Annotated in this window: 15 protein-coding genes; 9 read left to right on the forward strand and 6 right to left on the reverse strand. The window is 68.0% G+C overall.

The genetic code is table 11. The annotated features are described in order from the left end of the window. The first annotated feature begins 3 nt into the window (after positions 1 to 3). From G6N35_RS25035 to adh, 4 genes are all read left to right on the forward strand, one after another. On the forward strand, positions 4 to 312 hold the full coding sequence (locus G6N35_RS25035) for a WXG100 family type VII secretion target (RefSeq protein ID WP_163807063.1): 309 nt from the start codon (positions 4 to 6) through the stop codon (positions 310 to 312). A gap of 12 nt (positions 313 to 324) precedes the next feature. Then, positions 325 to 618 (forward strand): WXG100 family type VII secretion target, encoded by a 294-nt coding sequence (locus tag G6N35_RS25040; protein WP_163807064.1) that lies wholly within the window; start codon positions 325 to 327, stop codon positions 616 to 618. A 137-nt stretch (positions 619 to 755) separates the two neighbouring features. Beyond that, on the forward strand, positions 756 to 2,045 hold the full coding sequence (locus G6N35_RS25045; protein ID WP_163807065.1) for a GAF domain-containing protein: 1,290 nt from the start codon (positions 756 to 758) through the stop codon (positions 2,043 to 2,045). A gap of 127 nt (positions 2,046 to 2,172) precedes the next feature. Beyond that, the gene (gene adh, locus G6N35_RS25050; protein WP_163807066.1) at positions 2,173 to 3,696 is read left to right on the forward strand and encodes an aldehyde dehydrogenase; all 1,524 of its coding nucleotides are present in this window, start codon (positions 2,173 to 2,175) and stop codon (positions 3,694 to 3,696) included. Positions 3,697 to 3,769: 73 nt separating this feature from the next. Here adh and mftF read toward each other — a convergent pair whose 3' ends face one another. Further along, positions 3,770 to 5,248 (reverse strand): mycofactocin biosynthesis glycosyltransferase MftF, encoded by a 1,479-nt coding sequence (gene mftF / locus G6N35_RS25055; protein WP_163807067.1) that lies wholly within the window; start codon positions 5,246 to 5,248, stop codon positions 3,770 to 3,772. Between the two features lie 89 nt (positions 5,249 to 5,337). On the opposite strand from mftF, the gene G6N35_RS25060 reads away from it, so the two are divergent. Genes G6N35_RS25060 through G6N35_RS25070 form a run of 3 tightly spaced genes read left to right on the forward strand, consistent with a single transcriptional unit; the run spans position 5,338 to position 8,599 of the window. After that, positions 5,338 to 6,552: an iron-containing alcohol dehydrogenase gene (locus G6N35_RS25060; protein WP_163807068.1), complete on the forward strand. Its 1,215-nt coding sequence runs from the start codon at positions 5,338 to 5,340 to the stop codon at positions 6,550 to 6,552. Further along, positions 6,549 to 7,937, forward strand: a complete 1,389-nt coding sequence (locus G6N35_RS25065; protein ID WP_246224504.1) for a MadS family sensor histidine kinase — start codon at positions 6,549 to 6,551, stop codon at positions 7,935 to 7,937. The genes G6N35_RS25060 and G6N35_RS25065 overlap by 4 nt, the downstream gene beginning before the upstream one ends. Continuing rightward, positions 7,916 to 8,599 carry a MadR family response regulator transcription factor gene (locus tag G6N35_RS25070; protein WP_281357048.1) on the forward strand — a complete coding sequence of 228 codons (684 nt, stop codon included), beginning with the start codon at positions 7,916 to 7,918 and terminating at the stop codon, positions 8,597 to 8,599. Before G6N35_RS25065 ends, G6N35_RS25070 begins: the two co-directional genes overlap by 22 nt. Here G6N35_RS25070 and mftM read toward each other — a convergent pair. From mftM to mdo, 4 genes are read right to left on the reverse strand one after another with little or no spacing between them, the layout of a single operon-like run. After that, positions 8,596 to 9,531, reverse strand: a complete 936-nt coding sequence (gene mftM, locus G6N35_RS25075) for a mycofactocin oligosaccharide methyltransferase MftM (protein ID WP_163807069.1) — start codon at positions 9,529 to 9,531, stop codon at positions 8,596 to 8,598. The genes G6N35_RS25070 and mftM overlap by 4 nt on opposite strands. Then, positions 9,528 to 11,045, reverse strand: a complete 1,518-nt coding sequence (locus tag G6N35_RS25080) for a VWA domain-containing protein (protein WP_163807070.1) — start codon at positions 11,043 to 11,045, stop codon at positions 9,528 to 9,530. Before G6N35_RS25080 ends, mftM begins: the two co-directional genes overlap by 4 nt. Positions 11,046 to 11,059: 14 nt before the next feature. Then, entirely contained in the window at positions 11,060 to 12,358 is a 1,299-nt protein-coding gene (locus G6N35_RS25085) for an AAA family ATPase (protein ID WP_163807922.1), read from the reverse strand. A 30-nt stretch (positions 12,359 to 12,388) separates the two neighbouring features. Further along, positions 12,389 to 13,681, reverse strand: coding sequence for an NDMA-dependent methanol dehydrogenase (mdo, locus tag G6N35_RS25090; protein ID WP_163807071.1), 1,293 nt, complete (start codon positions 13,679 to 13,681; stop codon positions 12,389 to 12,391). 266 nt (positions 13,682 to 13,947) lie between these two features. Between mdo and mftD the strand changes: the two genes are divergently transcribed. Then, complete coding sequence (gene mftD, locus G6N35_RS25095; RefSeq protein ID WP_163807072.1) at positions 13,948 to 15,138, forward strand: pre-mycofactocin synthase MftD; 1,191 nt, start codon at positions 13,948 to 13,950, stop codon at positions 15,136 to 15,138. Between the two features lie 76 nt (positions 15,139 to 15,214). Further along, entirely contained in the window at positions 15,215 to 16,276 is a 1,062-nt protein-coding gene (gene adhP / locus G6N35_RS25100; RefSeq protein WP_163807073.1) for an alcohol dehydrogenase AdhP, read from the forward strand. Positions 16,277 to 16,349: 73 nt separating this feature from the next. On the opposite strand, the gene G6N35_RS25105 is transcribed toward adhP, so the two are convergent. Next, a complete protein-coding gene (locus G6N35_RS25105; RefSeq protein ID WP_163807074.1) occupies positions 16,350 to 18,095 on the reverse strand; it encodes a glycoside hydrolase family 3 protein in 1,746 nt (581 codons plus the stop codon). Positions 18,096 to 18,101: the final 6 nt, after the last annotated feature.

Here is an 18,101-nt window from a genome sequence, read left to right on the forward strand (position 1 = left end):
GCCATGGCGGCGCTCAACACTGATTTCGACATGATGCGCACCATCGCATCGGCCACCGAGGCCCGCAACGAGGAGATCCGGGCACTGCTGGCCGGCTTCATCGCACGCATGCAGTCCGTGCCGCCGTCGGTGTGGGGCGGACCGGCAGCCACCCGATTCAGAGATGTCGTCATGCAGTGGAACACCGAATCCCACCGGTTGTCCGATGCGTTGGCTGCCATCGCCGAAACCATCCGGCACAACGAACAGACGTTGCGCGTCGCCGCCCAGCAGCACGCCGCGCGCATCGGCGGCGTCACGGCCGAACTGTAGAAGGAGAGTCCCGTGGAACCGATCCTGTCCTACAACTTCGCCGAGATCGACGCCGGCGTGCTCGCCGACATCCAGCAGACCTCGGCACGGCTGGGGGCCGCCTTGGATGATCTGCGCCGCCAGATCGCGCCGCTGCAGCAGGTGTGGACGCGCGAAGCGGCCACCGCGTATCACGCCGAGCAGGCCCGCTGGCAGCAGTCCGCCGCGGCCTTGAACGACATCCTGGTGCGGCTGGGCAACGCGGTACGCGACGGCGCTGCCGACGTCGCCGAGGCCGACCGGCGCGCTGCCCGGCTGTGGGGCTGACGCGTATCGGGCACTGATCTTCGTGCGGTTCCGGCGGAGGAGAGCCGCCGGAACCGCACGGCCCCGAACAGCCAGAATTTGGCGTATCGTGGCCGAACACGCCGGCCGGGGCGGCCGCGCGAGGAGTGTGAACGCCGATGGGCAGATCCAGATCATCCGGCGGGGGGTCCAGGTCCGGGCCTTCTGCTGCTCTGCGCACGGTCCACGAACTGTTCGTCGCGGGCGAGGTCGACGCCTCCTATCTCGAATCGAGCCTGCGCCCCGTCGTGGCGAAAAGCTGGCAACGCAGCCTGGCCAAGGGCGTCGACCCGGATTCGGGCGCTCAGCCGTCGCCGGTGGGGGAGCAGCTGGCGCGGTTCCGCGACACCCACCCGCTGGCCCCCACCCTCCCGCTGATCCGGCGCCTGCTGGTCGACGACGCGGCCGGGTCGGGCGTCCTGGTCGCGGTCAGCGCGGCCGACGGCACGCTGCTCTGGGTGGAAGGCGATCCGTCCGCCCGTCGGCGCGCGGAGGGGATGAACTTCGTCCCCGGTGCGGACTGGAGCGAGCGCAGCGCGGGAACCAACGCGCCGGGCACCGCCTTGGCGCTGAACGCCGAACTGCAGATCCACGGCACCGAACACTTCTCCCGGGTGGTGCAACCGTGGAGTTGCACCGCAGTACCCCTGCACGACCCGTCCACCGGTGCCCTACTGGGCGCGCTCGACCTGACCGGTGGCCCGGAAGTCGGGACCCCGCAGGCGCTGGCCTTGGTCCGGGCCACCGCGGTCGCGGTCGAAAGCCAGCTGGCGCTGCTGCACCTCACCGGATCGACGGTGGAGCTCGCACCGCGCCGGCCGCGGCTGGCGGTGCTGGGCTCAGAACGGCCCCGCTGGTTGGTCACCGATGAATACGGTCACCTGCGTGCCACCCCGCTGACCGGCCGGCACGCCGACATCCTGGTGCTGCTCAGCCGCCACCCGGAGGGGCTGAGCGCCGATCACCTGGCGATGCTGCTCGACGACAAGGACCTCGACGTGGTGACCGTGCGCGCCGAGATGTCGCGGTTGCGCAAGGTGGTCGGCGCTGACGTGATCGCCTCTCGCCCGTACCGGCTGCTCGTCGCGATCACCACCGATATCGCCGACGTCTACGACGCGCTGGAGGCGGGCGACGTCACGGCCGCGCTGGATCGGTATCCGGGTCCACTGCTTCCGCAGTCGATGTCCCCGGCGGTGGCGCGCCTGCGCACCGAGTTGACCATGACGTTGCGGTCGGCCGTGCTGGCCGCCGGCAACCCGGCGGTGTTGCGACGCTGGTTGGACAGTCCGGACGGGCGCGACGATCGGGACGGCTGGCGGGCCCTGCGCGACGGCACGCTGCCCGGTTCGGTGGCTCAGGCCCAGGCCCGGGGCCGGCTCGCCGGCCTTGATCTCGACCTGGCCTGACACGCCCGTCCCACGGCGCATCCCGCATGCAACTGTGGTGCAACCCCACTTTGCCTACCTTGAGTGACGACCGACACATATTTCGTCGTCCTGAATAGGGTCGTCGTCCTGAATGGGGAGAAGTGCCATGACCGTGTACGCCAGGCCCGGCGCCGAAGGATCCGTGATGTCCTTCCAGGCCCGCTACGACAACTTCATCGGCGGGCAATGGGTCGCGCCGGTCGGCGGGCAGTATTTCGAGAACCGCACGCCGGTGACCGGCCAGGTGTTCTGTGAGGTAGCTCGTTCGACCGAGGCCGATATCGAGCTCGCGCTGGACGCCGCACACGCGGCCGCCCCGGCGTGGGGCAAGACTTCGCCCGCCGAGCGGGCCCTGATCCTCAACAAGATCGCTGATCGGATCGAAGCCAATCTGGAGTCGATCGCGCTCGCCGAGTCGTGGGACAACGGCAAGCCGATCCGCGAGACGCTCAACGCCGACATCCCGTTGGCGGTGGACCACTTCCGGTACTACGCCGGCGCGATCCGGGCTCAGGAAGGTTCGCTGTCGCAGCTCGACGAGGACACCGTCGCCTACCACTTCCATGAGCCGCTGGGGGTGGTCGGCCAGATCATTCCGTGGAACTTCCCGATCCTGATGGCGGTCTGGAAGCTGGCTCCGGCGCTGGCCGCCGGCAACGCCGTGGTGCTCAAGCCGGCCGAGCAGACCCCGGTGTCGGTGCTGTACCTGATGTCGGTGATCGCTGACCTGCTGCCCGACGGCGTGGTCAACGTGGTCAACGGCTTCGGGGTGGAGGCCGGCAAGCCGCTGGCGTCGTCGAACCGGATCGCCAAGATCGCGTTCACCGGCGAGACCACCACCGGGCGGCTGATCATGCAGTACGCCTCGCAGAACCTGATCCCGGTCACCCTGGAGCTCGGCGGCAAGAGCCCGAACATCTTCTTCTCCGATGTCCTGGCCGCCAATGACGACTATCAGGACAAGGCGCTGGAGGGCTTCACCATGTTCGCCCTCAACCAGGGTGAGGTGTGCACCTGCCCGTCGCGCTCGCTGATCCAGGCCGACATCTTCGACGAGTTCCTGGCGATGGCGGCGATCCGTACCAAGGCGGTGCGCCAGGGCGATCCCCTGGACACCGAGACGATGATCGGTGCCCAGGCCTCCAACGACCAGTTGGAGAAGATCCTGTCCTACATCGAGATCGGCAAGAGCGAGGGCGCCCAAGTGCTCACCGGGGGTGAGCGCGCCGATCTCGGCGGTGATCTGGCTGGTGGCTACTACGTCCAGCCCACGGTGTTCACCGGGAAGAACGAGATGAGGATCTTCCAGGAGGAGATCTTCGGCCCGGTGGTGGCGGTGACGTCGTTCACCGACTACGACGACGCGATCCGGATCGCCAACGACACGCTCTACGGGTTGGGTGCGGGTGTGTGGAGCCGCGACGGCAACACCGCGTACCGGGCGGGCCGCGACATCAAGGCCGGCCGGGTGTGGACCAACTGCTACCACCAGTACCCCGCGCATGCGGCGTTCGGCGGCTACAAGCAGTCCGGCATCGGTCGGGAAAACCACCTGATGATGCTCGACCACTACCAGCAGACCAAGAACCTGCTGGTCTCGTACAGCAACAAGGCGCAGGGCTTCTTCTGATGATCGATTTCGGCGCGGTTCACGGCGCTCAGCGACGACAAGCGCGCCGAAATCGCCATGGGTGATGACTGATCTAGCGTTGGCGGTTCGCCTGCCTCATCGCGGCCCTGCGGGGCAGATGAGGCAGGCGAATCCGCGGCGCCAGCACGGCAAGACCGTGAAGCCCCCGGGCCCGCGCGAGGACGCCGCTGCCGTACGCGGCGTCCTCGGCGAGATGCAGCGCGACATAGCGCGCCATGTCCACGTCCGGACGGCGATCGAACCATTCCCGGATGATCGGACCCACCATGACGCCGGCACCGAGCCGGGCCCAGCGGGAGCGTGGCATCGACACCAGCGCCAGCCAGCCGATCGGCCAGGCCTCGCGCCGCAGCCAGTGCCCGGTTGCCTCGAGATCCGATATCAGGCCCTTGCCGACGATGTAGGGGGCGATGCGCGGGTCCACCGAGGAGGACCGCAACGAACGCGCGAGCAGACCACAGACCGCCGCGGTGCCGCCAAGAGCCCCGACAATGGCGGTACGGCGCGGGATTCGGTGTCCCATCAGCAATGCCACGATGGCCAGGTTCCAGCCCGACAGTCGGGCAGGGGCCAGCCGTCCGGGGTGCCGGCTCTCCAACGCGGCAGCCGAAGTTCCGTAACCGAATACCTGCCGCAGCCAGCCGCGCGCGCTCGGGCGAGTCTGATGGGTGACGATGGATGCGGGCTCGTAGCGCACCAGCCAGCCCTGGTCGACCAGTCGCCAGATCAAGTCGACATCCTCGCCGACCCGCATCTCTTCGTCGAAAGCCTTGTCGCCCAACGCCGATCGCCGCACCACCAGGGCCGCCGACGGCAGGAATCCGAGTGGCGCCCCATGGGCCACCAGTTCGGGTCGTGGGCCCATGTCCAGGGCCGAGCGGGCCTGCTCATAGCGGGCGAGCAATCCGCGGGAAGCCGATCGGGCGATGATCCGCGGGGCCACAGCACCGACCCGTGGGTCGTCGAAGTGGACGACCAGAGGCTCCAGCCATCCTTCGGTGCTGGCGCAGTCCGCGTCGACGAACGCCACGATCGGCGACGTGCTGGCGTTCAGGCCGGAGTTGCGGGCCGCGGCGGGGCCACGATTGACCGGGTGCCGCACGACGACGGCGCCCCGCAGACGGGCCACCTCGGAGACGGCCGGATCGATCGAGGCGTCGTCGACGACCAGGATCCGCGCGGGCGTCGCGGCCGACAGCGAGGCGAGGCAGATGTCGAGCAGTTCCGGACGTTCGTAGGCGGGCACGATGACGTCCACCTCCCCGGCAGCGGCGGTGGCGCCGGCGACCAGGGGATGGGCGATGCCGCGTGCCACGAGCAGATCGGCCAGCGAGTGTTCCACGCCGGCGGCGGGCACCGCACCCGCCCGGCCGGCGTCGCGCAGCCGCCGGACGAACGCCCGGCCGGCCGGAGCGATCCGCGTGACGCCCCACGGCGAACCGCCGAGAACGACGGAAGCGTTGCCCCACAACCGAATCCGGTCATCGAGCAAGACGCGGCGCCCGGCGGGCAGACCAGCTCTCTTGGACAACCTCGACGAATCCTCTCTGCACCCAGACCGCAGTTATGTCCAACGATCCCTACGGGGCGCATGGTATCCCGAGAAAAGAGGTCTCTTCGATGACCGCAGCTGCAACCGATCTTCTCGACCGACCCGCTGACCTGTCGAGTCACCATTGCGCACCCGGCGCTGTGGTGAAGTTCCACGCCCCCGAGATCGTCTTCGGACACGGCAGTCTGGCCGAGGTGGGGCACTGTGCCCGCCGCCTCGGTGCCCGGCGGCCCTTCGTGGTCAGCGACTCCGGAATCGCCGACGCGGGCTGGGTCGACGAACTGATCGGACACCTCGGGCAGGTCGGCCTGCGGGCCCGGGTGTGGACGGGTCTGACCCCCAACCCGAAGGACCACGAAATCACCTGCGGCTACGCCGAATACACCGCGCACGGCGGTGACGTCATCATCGCCATCGGCGGCGGATCGTGTATCGACGCGGCCAAGGGCATCGCGATCCTGTCCGGCAACGGCGGCCAGATACTGGATTACGCGGGGGTGGACCGGGCCGACCGGCCGATTCCGCCGCTCATCATGGTGCCCGCCACCTCGGGAACCGGCGCCGACGTCAGCCAGTTCTGCATTGTGACCGACTCCGAGCGGGCGATGAAGGTGACGATCATCGGCCGCGCGCTGGTGCCGGACATCTCGATCACCGACCCGCGACTGCTGACCACCATGCCGGAGTGGCTGAATGCCGCGACCGGATTGGACGCGCTCACCCATGGCATCGAGGCGTTCGTCTCGCGGGCCCACAACGTGTTGACCGATTCGCATGCGCTCAATGCGGTTCGGCTCATCGGTACCCAGCTGGAACGCACCCTCGACGAGCCGACCGATCTCGACGCCCGCCGCTCGATGGCCCAGGCCAGCCTCGAAGCCGGACTGGCCTTCACCAACGCGATTCTGGGTGCGACCCATGCGATGAGCCATCAGGTCGGCGGTCTGCTGGATGCCCCGCACGGGGTCTGCAACGGCGTGCTGCTGCCGCACGTCATCCGCTACAACGCCGAACAGGACGCGAGCCGGTTCGCGACCATCGCGGCGGCGCTCGGGCTCCCGGTGCTGGGCGCATCGGACTATGAGGCGGCCATGTGCCTGGCGGAGTGGACGCGTGATCTCGGCGACCGGGTCGGGGTGCCGCGCGGGCTGCGTGAGCTGGGCGTCACCGAAGCCGACATCCCGCGGTTGTCGCTGACCACCCTTGGTGACGCGTGCATGACGACCAACCCGCGCGACACCGATCTCGGCCAAGTCGAGGCGTTGTTCCGGGCCGCGCTGTGACCGACGTCCAGGTGGCGCAGGGCCCGGCGCTGCGGGGACCCGACCTGGCGTCGCTGACCGGTATGCGGTCGAGCAAGAGCTCGTACTACCGCGAATACCGGCGCAGTTCCGAGCGTTTGGAGAGCACGCTGCGCTCGCTGGATCAGATCTCGGTCGCCGTCGTGCGTACCGCCGAGGGGCCGCGGGCGTTGCTCACCGCTGTTGTTCAGGCCGCAGCAGCGCACCTGCAGGCGCACTGGGTGGTGCTGGCGGTGGCCGACGATGCGCTGCCGCAGGCCCGGCCGCGGTTCCTGGGCGTGGACGCTTGCGGTCAGCTCTCCGATGTCGAGGACGAGTTCGAGCCCCAGGCCCGGGAGTGGTTGCACGTCTTGCGCAGCCGCACACCCGAGGAACCGTATGTGGACGAGGCCGGTCTGGTCGTGGTGCCGATGACCATCGACGGCCTACCGGTCGGAGGCATCGCCGGACTGGCGTCCGACCCCGAGCTGACCGAACCGCTGGACGTGTCGGTGCTGCGCATTCTGGTCAACCAGGCTGCCGTCGCACTGCACAGCGCGTCGCTCTACCACTCCAGCCGGGCCTTGCGAACCCGGGCCGATCAGCTCACCGCCGAGGCGAGCCGGCACGCCCATGACCTGGCGATCCGAAACGAAGAGTTGCGCAGCGCCCAGGAGCTGCTCAATGCCGCCCAACAACGCGAGGCACTCGATGCCGAGCGGCACCGCATCGCCCGCGAACTGCACGACAGTGTCACCCAGTACGTTCTGTCGGCGGGCATGATCGTCGACGTGGCCAGCACCGAACTGGCCTCCCGCAGCGACGAACTCACCGATGTCGCCGAACGCCTGCGCGGTGCCCGCGATCTGACCCAGCATGCCGTCGGGCAGCTGCGGTCGGCGATCTACGCGCTCAACCGGGTCCCCGAGCGCCAGGCGCCACAACTGCCGCGTCTGCTCGAGCGGGCCTGCCAATTGCATTCCCGGCCAGGTCTTCTCGTCGAACTCCGCCTGGAGGGCTCGCCGGTCGCACTGCCGGCCGGTGGCGATCAGTCATTGGCGACGCTGGTCGGCGAAGCCTTGTTCAACGTCTCCTCCCACAGCGGTGCGACCCGCGCCGTGGTGCGGTTGTCCTACCAGCAGGACGAGATCCGTCTGACGATCGACGACGACGGTACCGGTAATCCCGCCGCCCTGCGGACCCAGTTGTCGGTGGCGTCGGCCGGTGATGTCGACGGCAGTCATCGGGGTCTGGTCAATATGGATAGCAGGGCACAGGAATTGGGCGGCGTCTTTCGGCTGCGCCGGTCGAGGCTGGGGGGCCTGCGCACCCTGGTGGAGGTTCCGATCCGAACGGAGGAATCGGTATGGCAGCACATCCGGCGGTGACGCCGCAGCCCGGCGGGGAAAACGCCATGATCGACGTGGTTCTGGTCGACGACCATGCGATCGTTCGGCAAGGTCTGCGTGCTGTGCTGGAACGGGAATCCGACATCAGGGTGGTGGCCGAAGCGTCTTCCCCGGCCGAGGCGCTCACGGTGCTGACCCAGACCCCGGCGCACATCGTGGTACTGGACCTGAAGTTGTCGCCGGGCGCCGACAGTGAAGGCCTCGAAGTCTGTGCGCAGGTGTCGCGCGAGCACCCCGACGTCGCTGTGTTGGTCTTCACCACCATGCTCGACGACCAGCTCGTCGTCGACGCTATCCATAGCGGCGCCAAGGGATACGTCGTCAAGGACGTCGATACCACCGAGCTGGTGCGAGCCATTCGGGCGGTGCGCTGCGGCGGCAGCGCCTTCGACGCCCGTAGTGCCGCGGCCATGGTCCGCAGTTTCAATGCGGTCGGTGTGACCGAGGGGCAACGCCTCACCGACCGGGAACTGGAAGTGATGCGGATGATCGCCGAAGGGATGTCGAACAGGGCGATCGGCAAGCGGCTGTACATCTCCGAGACCACCGTCAAGTTCCACGTCGGCAACATCATGCGCAAACTCGAGGTGACCCGCCGCGCCGAAGCGGTATATGCCGCCAGCAAGATCGGCCTGATCTAGCGTCCCACCGGCGAGACGCGGTCCAGAATCAGCCACCCACCGTGGAATTCGGTGACCGTTCCGCTCCACCCCGGCCACTGACGCGCCAGCGAGCGCAGATCGGCGAGACTGATCTGGCGGACGTGACCGTATGTCGGTTCCGGTTCGTCCTCGAGCGGAACGGCGATCACGACCCGGCGCCGGGCAACGCGCACCGCCTCGTCGATGATCCGCAGACCGTGCGCGCTGTCGACATGCTCGAGCAGGTGCAGCACCGTGACGACGTCGGTTGACTCGTCGTCCATGGTGATGCGCGCTGCGTCGCAGGTCAGTGTCCGGACGGGACGGTCCAGCCGCCGGGAGACCTGGTCGAGCAGACGGGCGGCGCCGGCCAGCACGTCGCAGGCGATCACGGTGTGCACCGGGCCGGCCGAGCCGGCCTGCACTCGCAAGGGCAGGAAGCCGAAGCAGGTGCCGACGTCGAGCAGCGAGCCTGCCGCGATCGTCGCGATGAGCTGCTCGGCGTAGCGGTAGATGTGGCCGAACACCGGTATGTCCCGGCCCTCGCCATCGAGTCGGTCCAGGCTCCGTAACGTGTTGCGGTAGAACAATTCCCAGCATGTCAGCGGATCGCCGTGACTGGTCAGCACCAACCCGGTGAACAATCGCTCGAAGGTGTCTGCGCCGGCCACCCATCCCGGGGTGAACAATTCGTCGACCAGCAGCTGGCAGATGCTGTTGTCTACCTCGGCGGGGTCCAGATCGTGCACCAGCACCAGCCGCCCGTCGTGGCGCCCGAGGGTGAAATGTCGGGTACGCCCGATCCGGCGTTCTGCGCCGAGAAGTTCTCGCGGGGTGCGGCGCGTCACCACGATGTCCTGGTTCTCGTAGCGGAACCCGTTCGCCGGAAGCAGGGCGTCGACGTGGTTGGTCGGCGCTATGGTGGTCGTCATCCGGTGGCGTCCAATCGTGACAGGCCGGACAGGTCGCGAACAACCTGGACCCGGGAGCAGTGTTCGGCGTACAGCGGCAGGTCGCACCGTCCCAACACCCAGGAGTACGACGGTTCGGGGGTCAGCCAGATCGTCTCGCGCACTCGCCGGGTCATCTCGCGGAAAGCGGTCACATTGGGGTCGTGGCCGTTGCCGCGCCCGTCGCCGAGAACCAACAGGGTGGTGCGGCGATTGAGCGCGGTGCCGTACTCCTCGAGGAACGTGCCGAACACCGCCCCGTAGTCGGAATCCGCGTCGACGTCGAGCAGACCTCCGGCGGGCAGTCCCGTCACCAGGGCGCTCAGCGCCGCCTCGGCGTGCTGCTCGGCGAAGACGTCGGTGGTCTCGACGACATCGGCGACGAACGCCCAGCTGCGCACCTGGGACACCAGCGACTGCAAACCGTGGACGACCTGCAGGGTGAACCGGGACGTTGCTCGCACCGACAGTGAAACATCGACAAGGACAACCAGTTTCGGCCGATCATGGGGACGGGAGATGGTGACCGGGCGGAACGGGACTCCGTCGAAGGCCATGCTGGAGCGCATGGTGCGGCTGGCGTCCACCCGGCCGCGGGCGCTGACCCGGCGGCGCGCGTGCGGCGCCCCGTGCAGGGTGCGGGCCAATCGGCGCAACGACTCTTCCAGGTCGGCGCGCTGCTCCTCGCCGAACGGGGTGTGCACATCCGGTGTCGTGTGGCCGGGCGACTCGATCTTGCGGTCCTGGATCGCCAGCAGCGTCTGCAGGTGCTGGCGTAACCGTTCGGGAAGGCCGTCCAGCAGCGCACCCATCCGGCGGCGCAGCCGCGCCAGCTCGGCGGGGTCCAGGTCGTCGTCGGTACCCATCTCGTCGGCCAGCCAGTCCAGCAGCGCCAGCTCGTCGGCGATCGAGAGCATTGCGTCGATGGCGGGCCGGTCCCCGGTGAGCAGCTCGCCGGGTTGGGCGCCGCCGTGCAGTCGGGAGATCGCCAACTCGACGCGGGCGGCCTCCCCGAGAACGGTGCCCTGCTCGGTGGACAGCACGATCTCGTCGGTCAGCGCCGCCAGGTCGATCTTGTTGGCTTCCTGGTGCAGGTTGTACTGCTGGGCCAGGTCCTCGGAGTCGAAGAACTCGCGGATGTCGGCGGGTTTGCCGTGGGAATGCCCCTGCTCGGGGGTACGGGACGGCTCGTCACCGAGGGTCACCTGGTCGGTTCCCCCGGTGTCGTCGAGGTCGTCGTGGGTGTGCCCGTGGCCTGCGTCGCCGTTGTCCAGCACCGGCCGGAGCCGGAAGAAGGCGTCGAAGATCCGGTCGAAAGTGGGCAGATCCCGGCGGTCTTTGACCATCGCGACGGCCAGCCCGTCATGCAGGAGATCGCGGTCGGCGAGTAGGCCGGGCAGGGCGGCAACCTGCATGGCGTCGAGTGTCTCGCTGACCGAGATGCGCAGGCCTGACAGCCGGCACAGCCGGACGAATCGGTGGAGGGCGCTGTGCACTGTGATCCTGGGATTCAGTCTCGTTGTCCGGCAGGGCGCTCCGGAGCTGATCGCCGGTTGCGGCCGAGTGCGGCGGAGAACGCGCGGCCGCCCTGGCCGGCGCCCACGCTGGGGCGACGTGGCGGTTCGGTCACCGGGCCGGCCGGGGTGGTCCCGCCGTAGTACGCCTTGTCATGGCGACCGGGACGGTCCATCGCTGCCCTGGCGGCACGGCCGTCGACATCGTGGTCATCGGCATGCGAGTGATCGTGGTGGCCATGATCGTGCGAGTGCGGATGCCCGTGCGAGTGGGAGTGACCGTGGCCGTGGGAGTGCAGCTCGTGGGGCACCACCGCGTTCGGGTCGATGAAGCTCGGCAGCACCTCCATGGCTCGCTCGAGATCGCGTTGATACTTCAGCACCACGTTGGCGGTGTCGGATAGCACTGCCGCAGTGAGCTCCTCGGCGCCGAGCACAGCCAATGTCCTTGCCCAGTCCACGGTCTCGGAGATGCTCGGCGACTTGCGCAGGTCGAGATCGCGAAGCTGGCGGACGATGTCGACCAATTGGCGGGCCAGCGACTCCGGTAGCCCGGTGTCCTTGGACGCCACGATGGCCAGTTCACGCTCGGGGTCGGGATAGTCCAGGAACAGATGCAGGCAACGCCGTTTGAGGGCGGCGGAGAGGTCTCGGGTGGTGTTGGACGTCAGGATGACGTAGGGCTGGTGCACCGCCCGGAAGGTGCCGAGCTCGGGTACCGAGACCTGGAACTCCGCCAGCAGTTCCAGGAGCACCGCCTCCAAAGCCTCGTCGGCGCGGTCGATCTCGTCGATGAGCAGGACGACGGGCTCGGGGGAGCGGACGGCCTCCAACAGCGGCCTGGGCGCCAGGAACGTCTCGGAGAAGAAGACGCTGTCCTCATCGCCGATCCGGGCGACCGCCTCGGAGATGGTCGCCGCGTCGGCGATCACGTCGCCGATCTTGTCCCGCAGCAGTTGGGTGTAGAGCAGCTGCTTGCCGTAGTCCCACTCGTAGAGGGCTTTGGTCTCGTCCTGGCCCTCATAGCACTGCAGACGGAGTAGCCGCCGGCCGGTCACCTCGGCCAGGGTGGCCGCAAGCTGGGTCTTGCCCACCCCGGCCGGGCCCTCCAGCAGCACCGGCTTGCCGAGCCGGCTCTGCAGGAAGACGGTGGTGGCCAGACGTGAGTCGGCCAGATAGCCGGCCGCGGCGAAGCGGTCGGCGACATCGGCCACATCAGCGAATTCCGCAGCCCCGGTGGGCTGGGTGCGGGCGTCATGGCCTGCTGGACCAGTTCCGCCGGGGACTGCGTTCATCACGTGAAACTCCTTTGTTCGCTGTGACGTTCAGCTGATCAGGTCGTCGAGGTCGCCCACCATGCAGTGTTCGACGACCGGCCGGACGGTCTCGAACGTGCACTCCTTGGCATTGCCCGGGGTGCAGGCGTCGCCGAGCACATGGTTGGTGATGCGGTCGACATCCGTGGCGTCGCCGGCGATCACCGGGGAGTTCTCGTAGTACTTGGTGGGCCCGCTGCCGAGCCGGTTCTTCGAGTAGGAGTCCTTGGTGACATCGACGAAACGCTCCGGGATGCCCACGTCGCGCAGCAACCGGATGGCGGCGGCCAGTGCGGCGTCGGCGGCCTGCACATCGGTCATGCCGTGGGTGTCGACCCCCATCACCTGGGCGATCTCGGCGAATCGCTTGTAGGCGACGGGCATGTTGAACGCCCATACCCGCGGCAGCGCGATCGCGTTGTTCAGCCCGTGATGGGTGTCGTAGAACGCGCTGACGGCGTGTGAGATCGAGTGGATGATTCCCAGGCCGCCGGAGTTGAAGGCCTGCGCCGCAATGTATTGCGCGTACATCATGCCTTCACGGCCGGACAGCTCCTGCGGATTCCACACCGCGGTGCGCAGGTTCTCGGCGGTGAGCTTGATCGCGTAGAGCGCATTGCCCAGCGAGGGCGCGAAATTGAGCCGCGAGACGTAGGGCTCGCTGGCGTGGGCCAGCACGTCGAAGCCGCACTGGGCGGTGTAGTCGATCGGGCATTCGTAGTACAGCACCGGGTCGTCGATGGCCAGCGTCGCCACACTGGCGTCGTCGAAGGCCACGTACTTGTGCGGGTTGTCCGGATCGGTGGTCGTGTCGGTGATGACGTAGGCCCACGAGGTCTCGGATCCCGTTCCGGCCGTAGTGGATACGGCGATATGTGGGGGATTCTTGGGGTTCTCGCTCTTGTTGAAACCCTCGAACTCGTTGACGTTGCGCCCGTCGTGGGCAACGCTGATCCGCGCGCCCTTACAGGCATCGTGCGAGGACCCGCCGCCGATGGACAGGAACGAATCGCACTTGTTCTGCTGGTAGAGCGCCACGGCATCCATGACGTTGTAGTCCTTGGGATTGGACTCGACCTGGTCATAGATGACCACTTCCAGGCCGTGGTATTTCATCGACTCAGCGATCTTGTGCACGATGTCGGTGCCACGCAGACCGCTGGTCATGATCAAGGTCTTCTTGAAGCCCAGCTTGATCGCCTCCGGACCGATCATCTCGTGCGCCCCAGGGCCCATCATGGCCCGGGGGAAGGGATGGAACTCCTTGATGGGGAAGGGCTTGAGAAGTTCTTCGACCTGCATTGGTCGTTCCTCTCCGTTGGGGGCCTGGTAGCCCGGGGTGTGTCGGTGGCGAACCTGCCACGTTGCGCCGCCGGCCGGAACGGGTCAGGCCCAACCCCCGACCCGGGCTGAACGTAGAGGCCGGTGGGACCTACCCATGTGGACAGGGTGACGGTGGCTGTGCGGCCAGTGGTGCAGGTCAGCGCCTCGTGGTGATCTGGAGGCGCCCTATCCAGGCGCCCTGTCCCAGCACCCGGCCGCGAGAGCGGAGAACAAGAGGAGCCACGATGGCCGACGAATGGTTCGAGACGGTGGCCGCCGCCCAGGCGCTGGCCCGCAAGCGGCTGCCCAAGCCGGTGTACATGGCGTTGGTGGCCGGCTCGGAGGCCGGTGTCACGGTCGAGGACAACATCGCCGCATTCACCGAACTGGGATTCGCCCCCCACATCGCCGCCGGCGTGGCGAACCGCGATCTCTCGACGAGCTTCATGGGACAGGAACTCGCACTGCCGGTGGTGATTTCGCCGACCGGTGTCCAGGGCGTCGACCCCGAGGGTGAGGTCGCAGTGGCCCGGGCGGCAGCGGCGCGGGGCACCGCGATGGGGCTGTCCTCGTTCGCGAGCAAGTCGGTCGACGAGGTGGTGGCGGCCAATCCCAAGACCTTCTTCCAGGTCTATTGGTGCGGTTCGCGAGACGACATCCTGCTGCGGTTGGACAGGGCCAGAGCGGCCGGGGCGGTCGGCCTGATTCTGACGCTGGACTGGTCGTTCTCGCACGGCCGGGACTGGGGCAGCCCGCAGATCCCCGAACAGATGAACCTTCGGGCCGTGCTCAAGTACGCGCCCTCGGCGGTCGTGAAACCCCGATGGCTGAGTCGTTGGGCCAAGACATTGCGGCCGCCGAGCCTGGAGGCCCCGAACATGAGCCAGCCCGGCGAGGCCCCGCCGACCTTCTTCGGCGCCTACGGTCAGTGGTTGATGACACCGCCGCCCACGTGGGAGGACGTTGCCTGGCTGCGGTCACAGTGGGACGGCCCATTCCTGCTCAAAGGGGTGATGCGGGTCGACGACGCGCGCCGGGCGGTCGACGCCGGCGTGACGGCGATCTCGGTGAGCAATCACGGCGGCAACAACCTGGACAGCACACCGGCATCGGTGCGCGCACTGCCGGCGATCGCCGATGCGGTGGGTGACTCGATCGAGATCGCACTCGACGGCGGCATCCGGCGCGGCAGCGATGTCGTCAAGGCCCTGGCGCTGGGAGCCGACGTGGTCCTCATCGGCCGGGCCTACCTGTGGGGCCTGGCCGCCAACGGGCAGGCCGGCGTCGAGAACGTCCTGGACATCATTCGTGGGGGTATCGACTCCGCGCTGCTGGGACTGGGCCGGGGCAGCGTGCGGGAGCTGGTCCGCGAGGACGTCCTGATCCCCGAGGGCTTCGGGCGCGCGCTGGGTGTCGGCTCGACCGTCCCGGTGTGAGGTTGCCGCTAAAGGCCCTGCTCGGCAAGGTCCAAAGACTCTTCACCACAGCTGCTTTCAGGATTGGAATGAAACAATGACCCAGACCGTCGACTCGTTCGTCGCATCAGAGACCACCGACACCATGCAGGCCGCCGTCGTCACCGCATTCGGCGCACCGCTGGCCGTCGGTGAGGTGGAAATCCCGTCCCCGGGGCCCGGGGAGGTGCTGGTCAAGCTGGAGACCTCCGGCGTGTGCCACACCGATCTGCACGCCGCACACGGAGATTGGCCGGTCAAGCCGACGCCGCCGTTCATCCCCGGCCATGAGGGATACGGCACCGTGGTCGCCCTCGGACCCGGCGTCACCGACCTCGAAGTGGGTGACAAGGTCGGCAACGCCTGGTTGTGGTCGGCGTGCGGACGCTGCGAGTACTGCCGTACCGGCTGGGAGACGCTGTGCGAAAGCCAGCGCAACGGCGGCTACAGCGTCAACGGCAGCTTCGGCAGCTACATGCTGGTCGACTCCGCCTACGCCGCACGCATCCCCGACAATATCGATCCGTTGGAGGTCGCGCCCATTCTGTGCGCAGGCGTAACGGTGTACAAGGGCCTCAAGGTCACCGATACCCGGCCCGGCCAGTGGGTGGCGATCTCCGGCATCGGCGGGCTGGGCCACATCGCGGTGCAGTACGCCCGCGCGATGGGTCTGCGGGTGGTTGCCGTGGACATCGACGACGCCAAACTCGCTCTGGCCGAACGCCTCGGCGCGGAGGTGGCCGTCAACGCCAAGACCTCCGACGTTGTCGCCGAGGTGCAGAAGGCCACCGGTGGGGTGCACGGTGTGCTCGTCACCGCGGTGCATCCGCAGGCGTTCGGGCAGGCGATCGGGCTGACCCGCCGTGGCGGCACCATCGTGTTCAACGGCCTTCCGCCCGGTGACTTCCCGGCGCCCATCTTCGATATCGTGTTGAAAGGCTTGACCATTCGCGGCTCCATCGTCGGAACCCGCCAGGATATGGCCGAGGCGCTGGACTTCTATGCCCGCGGCCTGATCCACCCGACGGTGGAGTCCGCCCGGCTGGAGGACATCAACGAGGTGTTCGGTCGGATGGAACGCGGCCAGATCGACGGCCGCATCGTCATCGACTATCGCTGATTCCCAGTTGTTCCCGCATTGATTGAGAAGCCACGCACACAACGTGCGAGAAGCGGTGTGCGTGGCTCCTCAGTCAACGCCGATAGCGCATGCCGTGCCCGAATCCGAACAGCGGATCTGCGGTATCGAAGGCGACGTCGGTGCGGCTGGCCGCCACCGCGGCATCCGAGCGGGGCAGGTCGAACGGCAGCGAGCCCAGGGGGGCGGCCTGGCCGAACAGCACGTCGAGCAGGGCAGGCTCGCTCACCCCGAAGTTCACCACGATCGCGGCGGCAGCGTCCACCACCGGGGTGAGCACCGCCGGCCGGTCGAGGTAGATGTCGAGCACGGTGGGAACCTGCTCGCACACTTCGAGAACACGGCGCACCTCGTCGGCGCCGAATTCCAGCGAGCCGTGGTGGAACAACGCCGCCATCCCTTCCTGGCGTGGCTCGAACGGAGCCTTCAGTCGCAGCACCGCCACATCGGCGTGCGCAGCACAGTCCACCTTCTCGCCGTAGCCCTGCAGTGACGAAAACTCCGGTGCGAACACCTTCGCCCCGCGCGTCAACGGCAGCACGGCCGAGTTGGTCAGCAAGGTCACCGAGTCGCGCTGCGCGCGCAGCCCCGCCTCACGAAAATCACTGCGCCCCAGAGTGACAGCGGCCGAATCCTCATCGACGAACGGATGGTCGAACAGGCCGAGCTCGAACTTCACCCGCAGCACCCGGCGCGCCGACTCATCGATCCGCGACTCGCTGATCCGGCCGGCCCGGACCGCCGAGAGCAGCACCTCGGTGCAGTCCTCCCCGCCGAACTGATCGACACCTGCCTGCAGGACCCGGACCACGCGCTCGGGCGGGCTCAGATGCTCCACCCCCCAGGCTCGCGCCACGCCGAGGTCGCCGAGTTCGGGATGATCGGTGATCAAGCCCCAGTCGGTGCAGACGATTCCGTCGAAGCCGAGCTCGTCGCGCAGGATGCCGGTGATCACCGACTTGTTGAACCCGAATCCCACCTCGTCCCAGGTAGTCCCGACCGGCATGCCGTAATACGGCATCACCTCCGCGGCGCCGGCGTCGAGTGCGGCGCGAAACGGTCGCAGATGGTAGTCGGCGTTGCCGCCGGGGTAGATCTGCTCACGCCCCCACGCGAAGTGCGGGTCGTTGCCGTCCTTCTGCGGTCCGCCGCCGGGGAAGTGCTTGATCATCGCAGCGACCGACCCGGCGCCCAGGCAATCCCCCTGCAGCCCAAGGACATACGCCACACCGAGCCGGCAGGACAGGTCCGCGTCCTCGCCGAAGGTGGTGTTGATCCGGGCCCAGCGCGGCTCGGTCGCCAGATCCAGCTGAGGATGCAGGGCCACCCTGATCCCGGCTGCGACATACTCCTGGCGGACGATATCGGCGAACTCTCGCACCCGGTCCGCGGCGGCGATCGCCGCCAGTCCGAGCGTCTCCGGCCACTGCGAGAACGGGCCTGCCATCATCTGGGTCAACGGGTTGTCGCCGAAATGATGACGTGGGTCGGTCGAGAACGTGACCGGGATGCCGAGCGGGCGGTCGAGGGCGGCGCGTTGAACACTGTTGTGCCACTGAGCAAATGCACGGCCGTCGGCTAGTGATCCCAGGATGTTGAAATGGTTCACACCTCGGTCGAGCAGTGAGCGCAGGGTTCGCCGCCCGAAGAGGTCCACCACCTCGTCGACGTCGACCGGTACCGCCATCGTGTGAAACAGCAGACCCACCTTGTCGGTCAAGGACAGCCGGGCCAGCAGATCCTCGACCCGCTGCTCCGTGGACAGGGCGGCGTCCCGGTACGGGTGAGTCGGATCGGACATCGGCGT

Origin of the sequence: Mycolicibacterium anyangense (assembly GCF_010731855.1) — a bacterium.
Taxonomy (GTDB): domain Bacteria; phylum Actinomycetota; class Actinomycetes; order Mycobacteriales; family Mycobacteriaceae; genus Mycobacterium; species Mycobacterium anyangense.

Bases quoted from the DNA above. Each gene is read 5' to 3' on its own strand.
- mftM (WP_163807069.1), bottom strand. From the start codon at position 9,531: ATGACGACCACCATAGCGCCGACCAACCACGTCGACGCCCTGCTTCCG.
- G6N35_RS25085 (WP_163807922.1), bottom strand. From the start codon at position 12,358: ATGAACGCAGTCCCCGGCGGAACTGGTCCAGCAGGCCATGACGCCCGC.
- G6N35_RS25105 (WP_163807074.1), bottom strand. From the start codon at position 18,095: ATGTCCGATCCGACTCACCCGTACCGGGACGCCGCCCTGTCCACGGAG.
- G6N35_RS25035 (WP_163807063.1), top strand. From the start codon at position 4: ATGGCGGCGCTCAACACTGATTTCGACATGATGCGCACCATCGCATCG.
- G6N35_RS25060 (WP_163807068.1), top strand. From the start codon at position 5,338: ATGACCGCAGCTGCAACCGATCTTCTCGACCGACCCGCTGACCTGTCG.
- adhP (WP_163807073.1), top strand. From the start codon at position 15,215: ATGACCCAGACCGTCGACTCGTTCGTCGCATCAGAGACCACCGACACC.
- adh (WP_163807066.1), top strand. From the start codon at position 2,173: ATGACCGTGTACGCCAGGCCCGGCGCCGAAGGATCCGTGATGTCCTTC.
- G6N35_RS25045 (WP_163807065.1), top strand. From the start codon at position 756: ATGGGCAGATCCAGATCATCCGGCGGGGGGTCCAGGTCCGGGCCTTCT.
- mdo (WP_163807071.1), bottom strand. From the start codon at position 13,681: ATGCAGGTCGAAGAACTTCTCAAGCCCTTCCCCATCAAGGAGTTCCAT.
- G6N35_RS25070 (WP_281357048.1), top strand. From the start codon at position 7,916: ATGGCAGCACATCCGGCGGTGACGCCGCAGCCCGGCGGGGAAAACGCC.
- mftD (WP_163807072.1), top strand. From the start codon at position 13,948: ATGGCCGACGAATGGTTCGAGACGGTGGCCGCCGCCCAGGCGCTGGCC.